Raw genomic sequence first — 16,707 nt, forward strand, 5'->3', positions numbered from 1 at the left:
CAAAAGCAAAAGCCACCTCATTTACCCCCTCCCAAAATCAATCCTACGGATGTTCTTGGCCACCTCGATACGGTCGTAGAGGGCATCGATGATGAGGGCGTAGAGTTTATCGCCCAGAACGACGTCTTCGATGCCAACGTCAATGTTGGGGTTGTCATTGACCTCTACGACGTAGACTTTGCCGTCGATCATCTTCAGGTCAACGCCGTACAGGCCATCACCGATCAAGGCGGCGGCCTTCAGTGCAGTTTTTACCACTACGGCGGGAACGGCCTCAATGGGCAGGGTTTCCGAATCTCCGGAGGTTTCTTCGGCCTCCCCTTTCCAGTTATAGATCTGCCAGTGGCCTTTGGACATGTAGTACTTGCAGGCAAAGATGGCTTGGTTGTTCATGATGCCGATGCGCCAGTCGAAATCGGAATACAAAAATTCCTGGCACACCACCATATCCGATTTTTTGAACAATTCCCGCAGCGCGTCGGCGGCCTCCCGCGCCGTGGCGACTTTGGTGATGCCCAGGGAAAACGCGCTATCGGGCTGCTTGAGCACCAAGGGGAAATTCATCCCTTCCAGGTCTTTTTTAGTAAAGAGATTTTTGGTAAAAATGGTGGTGGCGGGGGTGAGGATTTTGTGTTTCCGAAATATCTCGTTCTGGTATATTTTGTTGGAGCATTTGAGGATTGACCACGGGTCATCCATCACCACCAGGCCTTCAGCGTAGGCCATGCGCGAAAATTCGTAAGTGTAATCGTTGACGTTGGTGGTGGCGCGGATGAAAAGTGCGTCAAATTCATTGATCTTATCGGCGTCCGCACGCGTAATAAATTCTACGTAAAGGCCCCGGCGGTTGGCCATTTCCTTGAATTTCTTCAGCGCCCGGGGGCACGAAGGGGGCGTATCTTCCGAGGGGTCCACCAGAATGGCAATATCGTATTTATAATTAACCAGTTTGGTTTTATTGAAGCGCTTTTTGCTGAAATACTTTTTTGCCGCTGCGTACATCGGGGCGAGGTCCTGCTCCGGCAATTTATTGATGCTCAGCACTTTCATGTCCTTGATCATCCATTTATCGTGGCGGACGAAATGGACCTCAAAAAGCGGTGCCTCAAAAAGCTGGTAGAGTTTACGGGCCAGGCCGTTGTAGCCCTTGGTGTTGGAACGTCCGAAGTAGATGTGGAGAGAAAAATCATTGCCGTTCACCTTGCGCAGGGCCTTATTGATGGCCTCGTCTACGTCGTAGGCAACAGATTTAATGACGTTGAAAATCTTAAAGTCCCGGATCGTGAGGGTGCTGGGGATGATGCGTTGCCCGCGGGCGGAAGCCAGCAGCGACACGTAGTAGCCGTAGCTCTGGTAGCGGTAGGAACTGCAGAGGTTGAAAATCCGCAGGTCGTTATCGGAATGGTAGACCGGATTATTGATGTATTCTTTGACGGAGATGACCTTGGCGTTTACGTCGGGGAAAGTCCAGGTAATGGGCTGGTTGATGACGATAACGTTGCTCATCTTTTTGCCCTTCGCGGGCGGGTCGATTTTGAGTTCCATTTTCACGGCGTGGTGGCCCGGGCCATAGTAATCGGGAAGGGTGCCGACCTTTTGAAACCCGCGTTTGGCGTACCATGCGAGCAGCTTGGCGTGGTCGGCGCGGGCTTCGATGGCCAGTTTTTGGTAGCCGTTGCGGGTGGCCAACTCACGGGCTTGGTGCAGCAGGGCGTCGCCCACCCCCTGTCCCTGACATTCCGGCAGGGTGGCGATGGAGTAAATCCGCAGCGTTTTGCGGTATTTAAAAAGGATGAGTGCGCCCACCGGACGGCGCGGCTCCCCGGTGCTTTCGGCGATGAGTACGTCCTGAAAATCGCTGGTGATGGCCCGCGCCAGGTTCTTTTTTGCGTTGCGCTGGTGCGGCAAAAACGCCTCCCGCTCCAGATGATCGAGGAAAGACAGGTCTTCCGGGGCGGCTTTTCGAATATCAAGTTGCATACGGTAAAAAGGGGATAGCGGGCGTCGTTGGTCTGCGCAAGCGCAATAATACGAACAATTGGGCGCGGCCGCAGGTGCGGAGTTGGCCCCGGTGAAAGCAAAGTAAGTCGCCTGATTTGCCAGCTGGGTTGTACTTTTCAATTTACCCCTATCTTCCGGCCCGAACCAAATGCTCCTGCCGTGCGCGCGTACCCGATCTTTGCTCTTCTCCTCTTCCTTTGCACCTGCGTCAGCGCCCCACTGCCCGGGCAAACCAGCAACTCCGAGGCCCCGCGCCCCCTGACGTACTACCTGCCCGCGCTGGATTACAACCCGGCCATTACCACGCCCGAGGAGTTTCTGGGCTGGCAGATTGGCGATTGGCACCTGAGCCACGATCTTCAGCTGGCCTATATGCGCCTGCTGGCCAGCCAGAGTGACCGCATTGTGCTGGAAGAAATTGGCCGCACTTACGAAGACCGACCCCTAGTCAACCTCATCTTCACCAGCCCGGCCAACCACGCCAAGCTCGGGGAACTGCGCGAAAAACACCTTGGCTGGAACGACCGCAACTCTGCGGTAAAAGCCAACATGATCGACGAAATTCCCGCCATCCTCTACCAGGGTTTCAGCATCCACGGCAACGAAGCCAGCGGGGGCAACGCCGCCCCGCTGGTGGCCTACTACCTGGCCGCCGCGCCCGCCAGCGCCGTCGGCAAACTCCTGGACAACAACATCGTCCTCTTCGACCCCTGTTACAACCCCGACGGCTTTAACCGCTTCGCCAGCTGGGCCAATGTCCACAAAAACAAAAACCTGACCGCCGACGGGGCCGACCGCGAGTACAGCGAAGCCTTCCCCGGCGGCCGCACCAACCACTACTGGTTTGACCTCAACCGCGACTGGCTCCCCGTCCAGCACCCCGAAAGCCGCGCCCGCATTGCCCAGTTCCACAAGTGGAAGCCCAACGTGCTGACCGATCACCACGAAATGGGCAAAGATGCCACCTTCTTTTTCATGCCCGGCGAGCCCACCCGCGTCCATCCCCTGACGCCGAAAATCAACCAGGAACTCACCTACAAAATCGGGCAGTACCACGCCGCCGCCCTAGATGAGATCGGCTCCCTCTACTACTCCGGCGAGGGCTACGACGACTTTTACTACGGCAAGGGATCCACCTACCCCGACATCAACGGCTGCGTCGGCATCCTCTTCGAGCAGGCCAGTTCCCGCGGGCACCTGCAGGAGACCGAAAACGGCCTGCTGAGTTTCGCCTTCACCATCCGCAACCAGGTAGCTACGGCCCTGAGCACCCACGCGGCCTTTGCCGACCTGCGCAACAACCTGCTCACCTACCAGCGGGAGTTCCACCTGGCCCAAAACGTCACGAGCAATGGCTACCTAGTGGACGCCGATGGCGACGCGGGCCGCACCCGGGAGTTCATCCAAATGCTCCAGCGCCACCAGGTCGACATCCGCCAAGACGGTCCGGGCCGCAACGCCCCCCGCTATTTCGTCCCCGAAACTCCCTTCACCAAGGCCATCTTTGATCCCATCACCACCTTCGAAGACAGCCTTTTTTACGACGTTTCGACCTTCGTAATGCCCCACGCCTACAACCTGCCTTACGAGCGGGTGACCACGGGCGCGCCCAGAAACGGCAAGTGGCAGCATATTCCCAACGTCAGCATCCAGTCCGTGCCCACCTCCGCGCCGGCCGACTACGCCTATTTGCTGAGCTGGGACGATTACTACGCCGCCAAAGCGCTCTACCAGCTCCTCGCCGCCGGCGTCAACGTGAAAGTCAGCAGCCGCCCCTTCCGGGCGGCTGACGGACAGTCTTTCAGCCGGGGCACCATCATGGTTCCCGTGGCGAACAACCAAACCATGGACCCGGCCGAACTGCACCGCCTGATCAATGAAGTTGAAGGCAACACCCACCTGGCATTCACGCCCGTAAGCACCGGCACCGTGGCCGAAGGACTCATGTTGGGCAGCCGCGATGCCTACCAGCCCCTCCGCCAGCCCAAAATTGCCCTCCTCATCGATGGCGGTGTCAGCAGCTACGACGCTGGCGAAACCTGGCACTTGCTCGACCAGCGCTTCGGGATCCCCATCACCAAATTGCCCCTCTCCCGTGTGGGCCGCACCGATCTGAGCCGCTACAACACGATCATTATGGTCGATGGATCCTACAACGACCTTGGTGCAGCGGGTACCGAAGCCCTCAAGCGCTGGCTTGGTCCGGGCAACGTCCTCATCACCCAAAAAAGGGCCTCCAGCTGGGCCGCAGCCAATGGCCTGGCCAACGTACGTACCCGCGTTGCTCCAGACCCCGACCGTAACGATAACACCCGCCGGGCCTACGCCAGCGCGGAAAAGGACAGTGGCGGAAAAGTCCTCGGCGGAGCCATTTTCCAGGCCCAGGGTGACCTGACCCACCCCCTGCTCTTCGGGATGCGCCGACCGGAAATCCCCGTCTTCAAGCGGAGCACGCTGCTGTTTGAACCCAGCAGCAATGCCTACGCCTCCCCGCTGATGTACCGCGAAAAAGCGCTCTTGAGTGGCTACTCTCCCCGGGGGTTTGAACAGCAGCTGTCGAATACCGCCGCCGTAGTGGTCAGCGGCATCGGAGGCGGACGGACCATCTCTTTTGCCGACAACCCCAACTTCCGGGGGCACTGGTACGGCACCAACCGCGTGTTCCTTAATGCTATTTTCTTTGGCGCTACGGTTGATGGGAGTACCACCGAATAAGGTGGGCCCAGGGAGCTTACTACTTTAGCCCAGGGAGTTGGTAGATCGGTTCCGGACCTCCGGTCCGGCTGCGGTTATAAGCCCAGGGAGTTGCATGGAGTAAAACATGGAGTTACTTGGAGTTTGTGGACATGTGAGGTAAAGAGGTTCTACGTCGACCACTGTCCTTATTCGGCGTACAACGCCTCGACCACTACTGCTCCAAAACTCCGTGTACTTAGTAGTTCAAAATGGTCGAGCAGTTGTACGGCGATGGTCTGGCCCCCTATTTCTTGGACAGTGTGATGAAATAGTTTAGGAGGGTTCTCCGGCCGTTGCCGGGTTGTTCTGTAGCATCAAATCGCTGTTGGCGGCTGCCGGAACGGATGCCCCCTTTACTTCGTGAGGGGCATCCGTTCCGTCACCCCCCGACAGCTCGTCGGTCAAGTCATTATCGGGGGAAGAAGTAGTAATCTCTTCCAGCGTCTCGGCCAAAAGGTAACGCTTGATCTTGAGGTAGAAAATCAAGCGGCCTTGTTTTTGGTCGTGGCCAATCAGGTCATGCTTCCAGGCTAGCAAAAAACGGGCTGGTGACAGGTCGCAGATGCTGGAATGGAGGCGTTTGTTATTGTAGAACACATAGAACGTCTTGAGCCACTCGGCGAGGTCGACACGGTCCTCGAAGTCAAGCCCTTCAATGGCTTCTTCCAAGATGCTGTGAAAACTCTCGATATGGGCGTTCTCCTCCGGTGTGGCAACGTGGGTAAACTCCTGAGCAATGCCCTGGTCCGCGAAGAACGCTTGGACGCTTTTGGCGATGAACTGTGAACCATTATCGTTGCGTACCCTCACATTGCCTACCTCGTCAGGTCCATAGTCCCGGAAGACCTCCTGACTCAGGGCGCGTTGCCAGAGCGCCTTGACCTCGTGTTGCGTCATTTGATACCCAAGGCTGTAATCGAGCGCGTACCTGGAGTGTGTGTCGATGATGGTGAGCAAGAATATGGCCCGACCTTTTCCCTTGATATACAGGTACTTAATGTCCATTTCCAAGAAGACAAAAGGAGCTTCGGGGCGAACCATTCTGCCACCGGCACGGTCCGCCTTACCCGTGGTCTGGATACGAGCGCCCCGCAGTAGTCCAGCATCTTTCATTAAGCGATAGACTTTTTTGTGGTTGATATGGTAGCATTCATTGCCCAGCGCGCTGTGGCATTTCCGGTACCCGTAGTCGATCAAAGGTTGGTCCAGCAGTGTCTGCAGGAACTCGATCACAACGGTATCCTCCACCTTGATCCACTCGCCCGCTACGTAACGCAATGTAAAGCCAGGAGCCTTCCGGCCAGGGTGGCCGACAACGCTGCTGGTCTCTACCTTGAGCTGGAAGTAGTAACTGCTTTTAGGTAGTCCCACCACGGCCAATGCTTTGACGACAGCCAACCCCAGGTGGGCGTACTTGGTGATGAGCTGTATCATTTCGTAGCGGTCAAGGACTTTTTTTTTATCAGATCCTTGGCCAGGCTGAGCTCCATCTCTTTCTCCGCCAAAAGCCGTTTAAGCAGGGCGTTTTCAGACTTCATCTGCGCCAACTCTGCCATCTCTGGGCTAGGGGAGCTACGTTTGCCTGCCAGCCCCTCGGGACCGTTCTCCTTCAGAATCTTGGACCACCTGTAGTACAAGGAATTAGCGATGCCGTGCTCGCGGCAGGTTTGAGCAACGCCGTTAGCGTCACCTTGAGCGAGGATGAATTGCTTCTCCTCGGCGGTGTGGAATTTGCGTTTCTTCATGGTCAAAAGTCTCCTATAAAGTTAGGAGGAATTTGTCCAAGGTATTAGGGGGCTAGTCCAGGCGACTCCCCAATCTTAGCACCTCTTCGTGTCCTTAGTGGTAGGCTGTCTAATTAGCCAGGCCGCAGCCGTACTCACTTTGGCCAACCGGGGAGGCTCAAGCGCTTAATAGGTCGAAACCCTCTGGGTCGTAGGAGAATACGCCAATGTACTTAGCTGGATCGACACAGAGGGTCTCAACCTAGGGAGGCACCGTGATTAGCTGGATCGACACAGAGGGTCTCAACCTAGGCGGTCCAGGCCCCTAAAGCGCGCACGGGTTAAACCCATTAGATTAGACAGCCTATCCTTAGTGGTTCAAACAAGCTTCGCAGGAGCCCCTCTCAAGCCGCCACCCGTTGCAACTGGCGAACAACTTCCGCGTCAGCGGGCGGTGCAAAGAGAAGGTCCCCTTGCCGGTCGTCAACGATTTCCAGGCGCAGCTGCCGGGCCAGCTCCAGGGCCAGCTTGCCCATTTGCTGGGCGTAGGGCAGGGAATTACCCAGGGCGGCGTAGTGATCGACGATCCCGATGCGGATCAGTTCGAGCGGTGCTACGAGGGTCAGCAAGTCGCGCAAGTCATGGCGCGCACTGCTTTTTTGCCCGGATTTTTGGAGTTGCTCCCTGAGTTCGGCCACGGTAGTGAATACGACTTGTTCCCGGCGGAAGAGGTTCCAGTAAGATCCGTCCTGACGGCGTGAGGTGTAGTACGCCAGGTGGCGGTGTTCTGCGGCTTTCTGGCAGCTGATGCGGGCCATGGCCTTGGTTTGTTCCAGCAATTCCAGGGTTTCCGCTACGGAAAGTTGGACCGTTTCGGGGTACACCGCTTCCTCCTTCCTGAGCTTGGTGGCTACCGCTTGTTTTAGCCGGGATTTGGATGCCAGGGCGATGAGTTTGGCAAATTCGATCTGGAGGTAGTATTCCTGCACCAACTCCCCTTTCGTCTGGGGTGAACGGGCGTAATCTCTGAGGCCCTCGGGGCGGCGGATGCCGTCGGCGAAGAGGTAAACGTCCTTCAGCCACTGCCGTACGTTGTTTTGGTAGTGGTGGTCGGCCAGATCCAGCGCCCGGTGAAGATCCGTTGCTTTTACCACCCGGGTACCTTTCTTACTGATCAGAATTGTTAGTTCCATGTTGGAAAACTGCTGTTGACAAAACAAAAATACAGGATGTTGCAATAAAAATCAAGTTTAAAACAAATAATTTTTCGCTTTTTCTTGAAAAAAATTAGCAAAGTCAATGAAAAAGGCAGAATTTAACTTTTTTGGTTACAATTATTTGTGACTTATCCATACGCCAGACCACTAGTTTGCTCTTTCATTAGTGTCGGGGGCGGTGTGGGCAGAGAACGATGTCTGGCTTAGGACGTTATAAGGGACGTGAGGCCAGGGGATTCCGCATCCGCATTCCCTTTGCCGGACGTGGCGCATCCACCCGGTTCAGGTATATTTGCGCCAAGCATAAATCCAACTGTTTTGAAAAGCCCATTTCGCATTCACTCGGAAGGCCAAAAACTTCTCCTGCTGCTCTTCCTGGTTCTGGTGGCGATCACGGCCATCGTTTTCTGGCTCGCTCCCGCGTGGGTTTGGCTGGCCGCTGGCCTGGGCGTAGCCTTTTACCTGATCATTTTGCAGTTTTTCCGCAATCCGTTGCGCTTGGTGCCGTTAGAAGACGACAACCTGGTGTATGCCCCGGCCGATGGTAAAGTGGTGGTGATTGAGGAAGCGGTGGAAGGAGAATACTTTCACGATCGCCGCTTGCAGGTGAGCATCTTCATGTCTCCGGTCAACGTCCACGTTAACCGCAGTCCCGTCAGTGGAAAAGTGACTTATAACGCCTACCACCCTGGCAAGTACCTCGTTGCCTGGCACCCCAAGAGCAGTACGGAAAACGAGCGCACCACGGTAGTGATCCATAATGGCAGGACCGAAATTCTGCTGCGACAGATTGCCGGGGCCCTTGCGAAACGGATCAAGAACTATCTGGAAGTCGGGCAGTCCGTCCGCCAGGGCGAAGACTTCGGTTTCATCAAATTTGGCAGCCGGGTGGATATTTTTCTGCCCCTGGGCACCAAAATTGAGGTCTCCCTGAATCAGAAGGTGAAAGGCAACCGCACCGTCATTGCCCGCCTTGTAAGCTAAAATCACTCTACCCATGAGCCGCAAAGCAAAAAAGGTCAAGTACGAACAAAAAACCCTCCGCGAGAAGCAGATCGACTTCAAGCGTCACTTGCGTACCTACCTGGTCATGTCGGTCTTCTTCATTGTTCTGGATACCATTTCCGGCCCGGGTTCGTGGGCGATGTGGCCCATTATGGGCTGGGGCATCGGCGTGGCCATGCAGGCGCTGAGCCTCTACGGCCCGTTGCGCGACCCCGATGAGGCCCACCCTACCGATCAGGAGTTCTCGGGCCCCCTGCCCGATTTGCGCGATCGCCCCGAGCCGCTGAAACTCCGCGAGCTTGATGCCCGTCCTTACCGCGACGAGGACCTGGTTTAACTGCGAGTGGGGCCATTCCCGGGGAGCAGGCGCAGAAGTTGGGCGCGGCCGCAGGTGCCGGGGAAGGGGACGGAGGAGCCGGGAACGCAGAAAAGCCGCCCCGTTAGGCAAAGTTTTCCATAAAATCCATGTTTACCACCAAAATATCCCCTAAGTTTGTGGTTGGTTGTGAACTTCCGCAGCTAAATTTGTTACAGTAATGCTTTTACGAGCGGCTTTTGAGCAGGCACTTCTAAATCTTTAGAGACTTTTCCTTTGCTTTCTATCCATCCAGCTTTGCCTCTGTCATTTCCCGCTGTTCTAATATTCCATCTCTTTTTTTCATTTTTTCCTTGTTGTTATGAACTTATTTGTTGCCCGGCTTAGCTGGGATACTGACGAAGATACCCTCCAGAATACCTTCAGCGCCTACGGAGAGGTTGAGACAGTTAAAATTATCCTCGACCGGGAAACTGGTCGCTCGCGCGGGTTCGGCTTTGTAGAAATGCCGAATGATGAGGAAGCCAAGGCGGCCATCGAAGCCCTGGACCAGACCGAACTCGACGGTCGCACCATCGTAGTTAAGGTTAACGATCGGCCCGGCGGCGGCGAAGGCGGCGGCGGCGGCTTCCGTGGCGGCGCAGGCGGCGGTGGCGGTGGCTACCGTGGCGGTGCAGGCGGCGGTGGCGGTGGCTACCGTGGCGGTGCAGGCGGCGGTGGCGGTGGCTACCGTGGCGGCAGCGGCGGTGGCGGCTACGGCGGCGGCAGCGGCGGTGGCGGCTACGAACGCGGCGGAAGCGGCGGCGGTGGCTACGAGCGCGGCGGAAGCGGCGGCGGTGGCTACGAGCGCGGCGGCGGCGGTGGCTACGGCGGCGGTCGCAGCGGTGGCGGTGGCTTTGATCGCGGCGGACGCGGCGGCGGCGGCGGTTTCGATCGCGGCGGACGCGGCGGCGGCGGCTTTGACCGTGGCGGACGCGGCGGCGGAGGTCGCAGCTTCGACCGCAACGACGACGGCGGCGGACGCTACGACCGTGGTCGCAGCTTCGATCGCGATGCTTCTAACGACGGCGACGACTTCGAAGGACGCAACAACTACAACAACTACGGCCCAACCCGTCGCCCCCGGGTATCCCGCAGCGACGACTTCCGTTCCTACAACGAAGACGGCGAATAGATCGATCTTCAGCCCATTAACCCGGGCCTGACCAACGAATTCGAACACCCACCCCACTCCCGTGGCGGTGGGTGTTCGTGTTTTTTGCCCCTTCGTAAACCCGCCAGCAAGCGCCCCTGGCATCCCCAGCCCCCAGCAACACCAGCTTGCTTACCCCAAGGCCCAGTCTACGCCCACCACTTTTTTTTCCTCATTTGACGTACTGCCGCCTTAAGAAGGTGGCGTAAGCGCCGGGGACTGATTACCTTAGTGCGCATTAACATCCGCCGCCCGGGCAAGGCTTGTCCGTTGGCATTAGGCAAAACCATCTGAGTGCCCGGCCAGGAACGGTTAGTTGTTCTTCCCTCCTGCCCTCTACCTTCCCCAATCCGTACCATCATGCAACGTTATTTTTTATTCCTCGTTCTCACCCTTTTTTCCGCCGGGCTCTGGGCCCAGCTGATCATTACGGACCCGGCCGCCCCGACCGACGACCGGGCGGTGACCATCACTTTTGATGCCACCCAGGGCAATGCGGGATTGGCCAACTGCGGCTGCGACATCTACCTGCACACCGGCGTCATCACGAACAACAGCACCAGTCCCAGTGATTGGAAATACGTCCAGACCACCTGGGGCGTGGCCAATGCCGCCTGGAGGCTGACTCCGGTGGCCGGGCAGCCCAATAAGTTTACGTACACTTTTGGCCCCAGCATCCGGGAATACTTCGGGGTGCCGGCGGCGGAAGTCATCCAGCGCATCGCTTTCGTTTTCCGCAACGCCGACGGAACCCGGGAAGGCAAAGCTTCGGGCAACGCCGATATTTTTGTGGACGTCAGTGCCGGCGGCGGCGCGCTGGGCATTACCGTGGTAGGGGACCCTGGCCAAGCCACCTGGCCCCTCGGCAGGCCCCTGCCCGTCCTCCTCGGCGCTACCCGCGAAGCAACCCTGGAAATTTATGACAACGCCGCGCTGGTGGCATCCACAACCGGCGTAGAACTGCCCGCCGACCTGGTCTTCACGACCTCCGGATTGCACAACATCCGCTTCGTGGCCCGCACGGGGGACGGACAAACGGCCGTAGATTCCTTCGCGATCACCGCCCGCCTGGAAGCGGAATTCACCCAGCCCAGCACCGGCATCACCAATGCCACCGCAGGCAGCACCGTCACGCTGGCCGGAACGAGCTACCTGGCCACCGATCTTTCCATCAGCGACGGCACCAACACGGTATTTACGGGAGCAGCCAGCACCTTCAGCCAGCAGGTGACCCTGCCCAACGCGGCGGTAACGACCTACACGCTGACGAGCACCTACCAGGGCGAGACGGCCACCGACCAGGTCACCTTCGTTACCGGCAGCCCGGAGGTAGCCGAGCCACCGGCAGGATTCCGGCCCGGCGCGGTGGACCTGGACAACGGCGACGTCCTGCTCCAACTGCGGGCACCGGGTAAAGACGACGTCTTCGTCATCGGCAACTTCAACAACTGGCAACCAACGGCCGCCAGCCGCATGAAGAAGTCGGCCAACGACACCACCTTCTGGCTTACCGTCAGCGGACTGGAGCCCGACGAAGACCTGATCTACCAGTACCTCATTGACGGGAACATCCGCCAGCCGGATCCCTTCAGCACCCTCGTGCTGGACCCCAACAACGATCCATTCATCGAAGAGACGACCTTTGCGGGCATCCCCGATTACCCCAGCACTGCTACTACTGGTATCCTTTCCTGGCACCTGCGTTCCGCGCCCGAATACGTCTGGGAAACCAATGACTACGAGCGGCCTGATCCGAAAAAAATGGTGGTGTACGAACTGCTCGTCCGCGATTTTCTGGAAGACCACAGCTTCAAATCGCTGCAGGACACCCTCGATTACCTGCAGCGCCTGGGCGTAAACACCATCGAATTTATGCCACTCAATGAATTCGAGGGCAACATCAGCTGGGGCTACAACGTGAGTTTCCACATGGCCCTGGATAAGTACTACGGCAGCCCCAACGACCTCAAAGCCCTCATTGACGCCTGCCACTCCCGCGGAATGGCCGTGGTGCTGGACGTGGTCTACAACCACGCCTTCGGGCAGTCTTCCCTGGCGCGGATGTGGTGGGACGAAGCCAATTTCCGCCCCACGCCCGAGAACCCTTACCTCAACGTGACCGCCCGCCACCCCTTTAACGTGGGCTACGACTTCAACCACGAAAGCCCCCTGACGAAAGAGTACCTGAAAGTAGGTATTCAGTACTGGATCGAGGAGTTCCGCTTCGATGGTTTCCGCTTCGACCTCAGTAAAGGTTTTACCCAGACCAATACGGGCAACGACGTAGGGGCCTGGAACCGCTACGACGCTGGCCGCATCGCCACGCTAAAGGATTACGCCGACCACATCTGGAGCATCGACCCAGAGACCTACGTGATTATGGAACACCTGGCGGAAAGCCGCGAGGAAGAGGAGCTGGCCCAGTACGGCAACGGGATGTACTTCTGGTCGGGCTTCGAGCCGCACAACCAATACCTGGAGGGATCCCTGGGGGCTTCCAGCAATTTCAGCCAGGTGCTGGCCAGCAACCGGGGCTTCAGCGACCGCAGCCTGGTGGCCTACATGGAAAGTCACGACGAAGAGCGGATGCAGTACAAAAACCGGCAGTTTGGCCGCAGCGCGGGCACCTACAACATCCGCAACGTCAACACGGGCCTCGACCGCGTCCAACTGGCGAGCACCTTCTTCTACCCCATGCCCGGCCCGAAAATGCTCTGGCAGTTCGGCGAACTGGGTTACGACTTCAGCATCAACCAGTGCCCCAACAACGGGGGCATCAACAACGGCTGCCGCACCGACCCCAAGCCCATTCGCTGGGACTACCGGGAAGAGCCCGCGCGGCAACAGGTATACAACTGGATTGCCGATTTGCTTTACCTGCGCAACAACTACGACTTCTTCCACGGCACCGTCGTAAAACAACGCCTCGCTACGCCCGATAAGATCGTGCAACTCTCTGGCACGGATGGCGAAGTGGCCATTGTGGGCAACTTCGGCATCACCCCCCTCAGCGCAACGGGCATCTGGCCGAGCGCGGGCACGTGGTACGACTACGAAACCGGCGAAACCATTACCGTCACTGACCCCAACGCTGCCCTGCAATTGGCCCCGGGAGAGTTTCACCTCTACCTCTCCCGTCCCATCGCCCGCGGCGGTGGCAACATCGGCACCTCCACCAACCAGGCCGCCGTGGCGCGGCTTCAGTTGCGGGTTGATCCCAACCCCAGCAATGGTCCTCTGCGGGTCAGTTTCCACCTCGAGCGGGCGGGCAACGTAGCCATTGACGTGCTGGACCTGAGCGGACGCCGGCTCTCCCGCCTCTACCAGGGGCAGCTCAGCGCCGGCAACCAAAGCCTCCCGTTGCGTACGGACCTACCCGCTGGCCTTTACTTCCTGCGGGTGGAAGACGGCGTGGGTAGTGCGGTGCAGAAGGTTGTAGTTCAGTAGTTCAGTAGTCGGTAGTTCATAGTTCAGTAGTTCAGTAGTTCAGTAGTCGGTAGTTCATAGTTTACTGGTAGCTAATGAACTATGAACTATGAACTATGAACTATGAACTATGAACTATGAACTATGAACTACTAAACTCCATACATCGCCACAATCGTAGCCACCACCTGCCGGCCTTCTTCGGCGGTAGTGGCTACGGTGGCTTTGCCGTGGAGGACGTCGATGACGTTGTCGATGACGAAGTGGTGGTTGGCGGCCGAGCCTGCGTAGGGGCCGTAGTTGTTGGCCGGGCTGCTGGCGGGTAGGTCGGGCGGAAGCAGGCCTTCGACGTGGCAGTACCGCACTTCGTTCATGTACTGGCCACCGAGTTTTACCGTGCCTTTTGACCCGATGACGATGAGGGTAGACTCAAAATTGCGGTCCCAGATGGCGGTGCTGAAGTTGAGGGTGCCGAGTGCGCCACCAGCCAGGGAATAGTGTACGGTGCCGGCGTCGGCGAAACGGTGCAGGCCCTGGTGTTGCTGGTTGGCAAAGCGGGCGGAGGCCACTTCCACCGGCCCGAAGCACCAGCAAAGAAGATCGACGAAGTGGGCAAACTGGGTAAAGAGTACGCCGCCGTCCAGTGCTTCGTCGCCGTGCCAGGGGTGGGGGCGGCCGTCGGGCGGCACCGTGTAATAGCGGTGATCGCGGTTCCAGAAGCAATTGAGGTGAACTTGCAGGATTTCCCCCAGGCGTTCCTGCTCCAGCTGTTCCTTCAGCCAGGCCGAGGCCGGGCTGTAGCGATTTTGCATCACGCCAAAGACGTGGCGGCCGGCCGCGCGGGCCGTTTCAATGATGGCATCCGCACCTGCGACGGTCAGTGCGAGGGGTTTTTCGACCACCACGTGCAGGCCCGCCCGCAGGAGCAGTTCGGCCTGGGCGGCGTGCAAGCCGTTGGGGGTGCAGATGCAAGCGACGTCGGCGGCCAGCCCAGCGGCCAGGAAGTCCTCCAGGGCAGCAAAAAGGGGAACTGCTGCGGGTACACCCTCCGGCCAGGCCAGCTGGCGGGGGGGAAGGACATCGCAAATGGCCACCACCTCCGCCGCCGGATGCGCAGCCACCAGAGTAGCGTGCCGGCGGCCGATGTGCCCCAGGCCAACAATCAGAAAACGAATGGGAGCTAGCGTAGCGATGGTGCTTAGTTTTTCTTAGGGAAGGGGTGATCGGGATCGATGTGGCGGAACACTTTGTCGCCATCCAGGCGGTACACCTGCTGGGTGACCGGACAGATGGCCCGTCCCGCCTCGTTGAAGTGCAGGCGGCCCCCGGCTACGCTCATCCAGCCAATCTGCCGGGCGGGATTGCCCACCACCAGCGCGAAGGGAGCCACGTCTTTGGTCACCACACTCCCCGCCCCCACGAAAGCGTGGTGAGCCAGGCGCACGCCACACACGATGACGGCGTTGGCCCCGATGGTGACCCCGTCTTCGAGCAGCGTCGGGCGGTACTCATCGCGGCGATTAACGGCGGCGCGGGGATTGAGCACGTTGGTAAACACGGCCGAAGGGCCAATAAATACGTCATCGCCGCAGGTCACACCCTCGTACAGACTCACGTTGTTCTGCACCTTGCAGTTGTTGCCCAGGCGCACGCCCGTAGCCACAAAAACGTTTTGCCCGAGGCTGCAATTTTCGCCGATCTCGCAGCCCGCCATCAGGTGGCAAAAATGCCAAACCCGGGTATTGTTGCCAATGCGGGCGCCGGAGTCAACGATGGCGCTGGGGTGAATGGTAGCCATGGCGGAGGGAGTTGAAGTTGATAAAAAAATGGGCGCGGTCGCAGGTGCTCCCCCCCGCCCCCCCGAAGGGGGGAGATGGGACGAGGAGCAAAGAAAGCAATTACTTCGCTTCCCCCAGTGTGCGCAAGGACACCCGGATGAGCAAAGGAGCCCGCCGGGGTGGCCGAAAAGCGGCGTAGTTGGGCTTAGATTGCAACCACCGCCGCAGCACTTCCGTACCGAAGAAACGAAAGTAGGAATAGCCCGCACCGTACTCCGCCGCCGCCCAGAGGCCAACTGCACTTTCGTAGTATTCGCAGTCGAGCGGCGCAGCGCCCTGGTTGCAAAAGCGCACCGGCTCACCCGCCCGCATGTTGGACCGCAGGCGCAGGGTAAAGGGGCTCAGGGAAGTCCGCTTGAAATAGTGCAGCCATTCCTGCCAGGGAATGTCGCTGTCCACCTGCGCGGGGGCGGCCGCCGCGCGGTAGGCGATGTAGAGCCCGGTAGCCGTAGCGTTGGGGCCCAGCTGGCAGCGGTTGGTGGCACTGAAGGCGGCGCAGGGCAGGCGCGATTCTTCGAAGTACAGTTCGGTCGTCAGGTAGTTGGCCCAGTCGGTAAACGAGGGTTCCAGGTACTGCGTAGCGTAATAGCTTTCGTATAGGGAAAGGGTGTAAAGGGCCGCTGCGTTGTCCGCCGGACGAAAATATTCCTCGTCGTCGCGGCTGATCAGGTGCTTATAGCGGGCGCGCTGGAGGCGTTTGCCGAGGTGTTCACCCATCTTCTGGAAGCTGGCCGCGTAGCTTTCCTCGCGGGTGGCCAGCTGGTAGTGGCCCAAGACAGCCCCGGCGTGGGCCAGGAAAAACACCTCCCGGTCCAGGTCGGTCCCGCCCCGCCACTGCCGGAAGTTGCCCCGGTCGCTCACCCACTCGGCCAGTTGGCGGAGGGTAGAGTCGATCGCGGGCTTGCGCTCGGGGGCGTGTTCCAGCATCCGGTAGAGGGCACCGCTTCCCGTGGAGGCCAGAAACAACAATTCTTCGCGGTTGGTGAGGTCGTTGGCTTCCCACAGGTCGGGGCGGCGCAATTCCTCCAGCAAAGTGTCGAGGTCGTGCCTGGCCTGGACCTTCGCCACGTCCTGGTACTTCACGGTGAAGGTAAACAGCAGGATCAGGGCCCCGGTGACCAAAGGCGCGATGGCCCAGCGGTGCCAGGCCTTCGCCTTCTGGCGCATCCACCAGGCGAGAAGCAAAAATAAGAGCCCCAGGAGGAATGGCGGAATCATGGTGGTGGGATGAATTGGGAAATGCGGAAACAGC

Annotated in this window: 12 protein-coding genes; 5 read left to right on the forward strand and 7 right to left on the reverse strand. The window is 58.7% G+C overall.

The genetic code is table 11. The annotated features are described in order from the left end of the window. Positions 1-21 precede the first annotated feature (21 nt). On the reverse strand, positions 22-1,980 hold the full coding sequence (locus H9S92_RS07150) for a GNAT family N-acetyltransferase (protein WP_187466028.1): 1,959 nt from the start codon (positions 1,978-1,980) through the stop codon (positions 22-24). Positions 1,981-2,160: 180 nt separating this feature from the next. Here H9S92_RS07150 and H9S92_RS07155 point away from each other — a divergent pair, with 180 nt between their 5' ends. Then, a complete protein-coding gene (locus H9S92_RS07155) occupies positions 2,161-4,716 on the forward strand; it encodes a M14 family zinc carboxypeptidase (RefSeq protein ID WP_187466029.1) in 2,556 nt (851 codons plus the stop codon). Between the two features lie 294 nt (positions 4,717-5,010). Here the strand turns inward: H9S92_RS07155 and H9S92_RS07160 are convergent, their stop codons facing one another. From H9S92_RS07160 to H9S92_RS07170, 3 genes are all read right to left on the reverse strand, one after another. Beyond that, the gene (locus tag H9S92_RS07160) at positions 5,011-6,171 is read right to left on the reverse strand and encodes a DDE-type integrase/transposase/recombinase (RefSeq protein WP_187466030.1); all 1,161 of its coding nucleotides are present in this window, start codon (positions 6,169-6,171) and stop codon (positions 5,011-5,013) included. Further along, on the reverse strand, positions 6,168-6,482 hold the full coding sequence (locus H9S92_RS07165; protein WP_187466031.1) for a transposase: 315 nt from the start codon (positions 6,480-6,482) through the stop codon (positions 6,168-6,170). The genes H9S92_RS07160 and H9S92_RS07165 overlap by 4 nt, the downstream gene beginning before the upstream one ends. 383 nt (positions 6,483-6,865) lie before the next feature. Beyond that, positions 6,866-7,654, reverse strand: a complete 789-nt coding sequence (locus H9S92_RS07170; protein WP_187466032.1) for a hypothetical protein — start codon at positions 7,652-7,654, stop codon at positions 6,866-6,868. Positions 7,655-7,996: 342 nt separating this feature from the next. On the opposite strand from H9S92_RS07170, the gene H9S92_RS07175 reads away from it, so the two are divergent. The 4 genes from H9S92_RS07175 to H9S92_RS07190 all read left to right on the forward strand — a co-directional run bounded on the left by H9S92_RS07175 (position 7,997) and on the right by H9S92_RS07190 (position 13,638). After that, the gene (locus tag H9S92_RS07175; protein WP_187466033.1) at positions 7,997-8,662 is read left to right on the forward strand and encodes a phosphatidylserine decarboxylase family protein; all 666 of its coding nucleotides are present in this window, start codon (positions 7,997-7,999) and stop codon (positions 8,660-8,662) included. A gap of 13 nt (positions 8,663-8,675) precedes the next feature. Then, entirely contained in the window at positions 8,676-9,020 is a 345-nt protein-coding gene (locus H9S92_RS07180) for a 2TM domain-containing protein (protein ID WP_187466034.1), read from the forward strand. A gap of 340 nt (positions 9,021-9,360) precedes the next feature. Continuing rightward, on the forward strand, positions 9,361-10,173 hold the full coding sequence (locus H9S92_RS22480; RefSeq protein ID WP_187466035.1) for an RNA recognition motif domain-containing protein: 813 nt from the start codon (positions 9,361-9,363) through the stop codon (positions 10,171-10,173). Between the two features lie 378 nt (positions 10,174-10,551). Beyond that, on the forward strand, positions 10,552-13,638 hold the full coding sequence (locus H9S92_RS07190) for a DUF4961 domain-containing protein (RefSeq protein ID WP_187466036.1): 3,087 nt from the start codon (positions 10,552-10,554) through the stop codon (positions 13,636-13,638). 131 nt (positions 13,639-13,769) lie between these two features. Here the strand turns inward: H9S92_RS07190 and H9S92_RS07195 are convergent, their stop codons facing one another. From H9S92_RS07195 to H9S92_RS07205, 3 genes are all read right to left on the reverse strand, one after another. Further along, positions 13,770-14,810, reverse strand: a complete 1,041-nt coding sequence (locus H9S92_RS07195) for a Gfo/Idh/MocA family protein (RefSeq protein ID WP_320055157.1) — start codon at positions 14,808-14,810, stop codon at positions 13,770-13,772. Between the two features lie 5 nt (positions 14,811-14,815). Then, entirely contained in the window at positions 14,816-15,415 is a 600-nt protein-coding gene (locus H9S92_RS07200; RefSeq protein ID WP_187466037.1) for an acyltransferase, read from the reverse strand. 100 nt (positions 15,416-15,515) lie between these two features. Then, positions 15,516-16,673, reverse strand: a complete 1,158-nt coding sequence (locus H9S92_RS07205) for a hypothetical protein (RefSeq protein WP_187466038.1) — start codon at positions 16,671-16,673, stop codon at positions 15,516-15,518. Positions 16,674-16,707: the final 34 nt, after the last annotated feature.

The sequence above is a fragment of the Neolewinella lacunae genome, assembly GCF_014349155.1.
GTDB classification, from domain to species: Bacteria; Bacteroidota; Bacteroidia; order Chitinophagales; family Saprospiraceae; genus Neolewinella; species Neolewinella lacunae.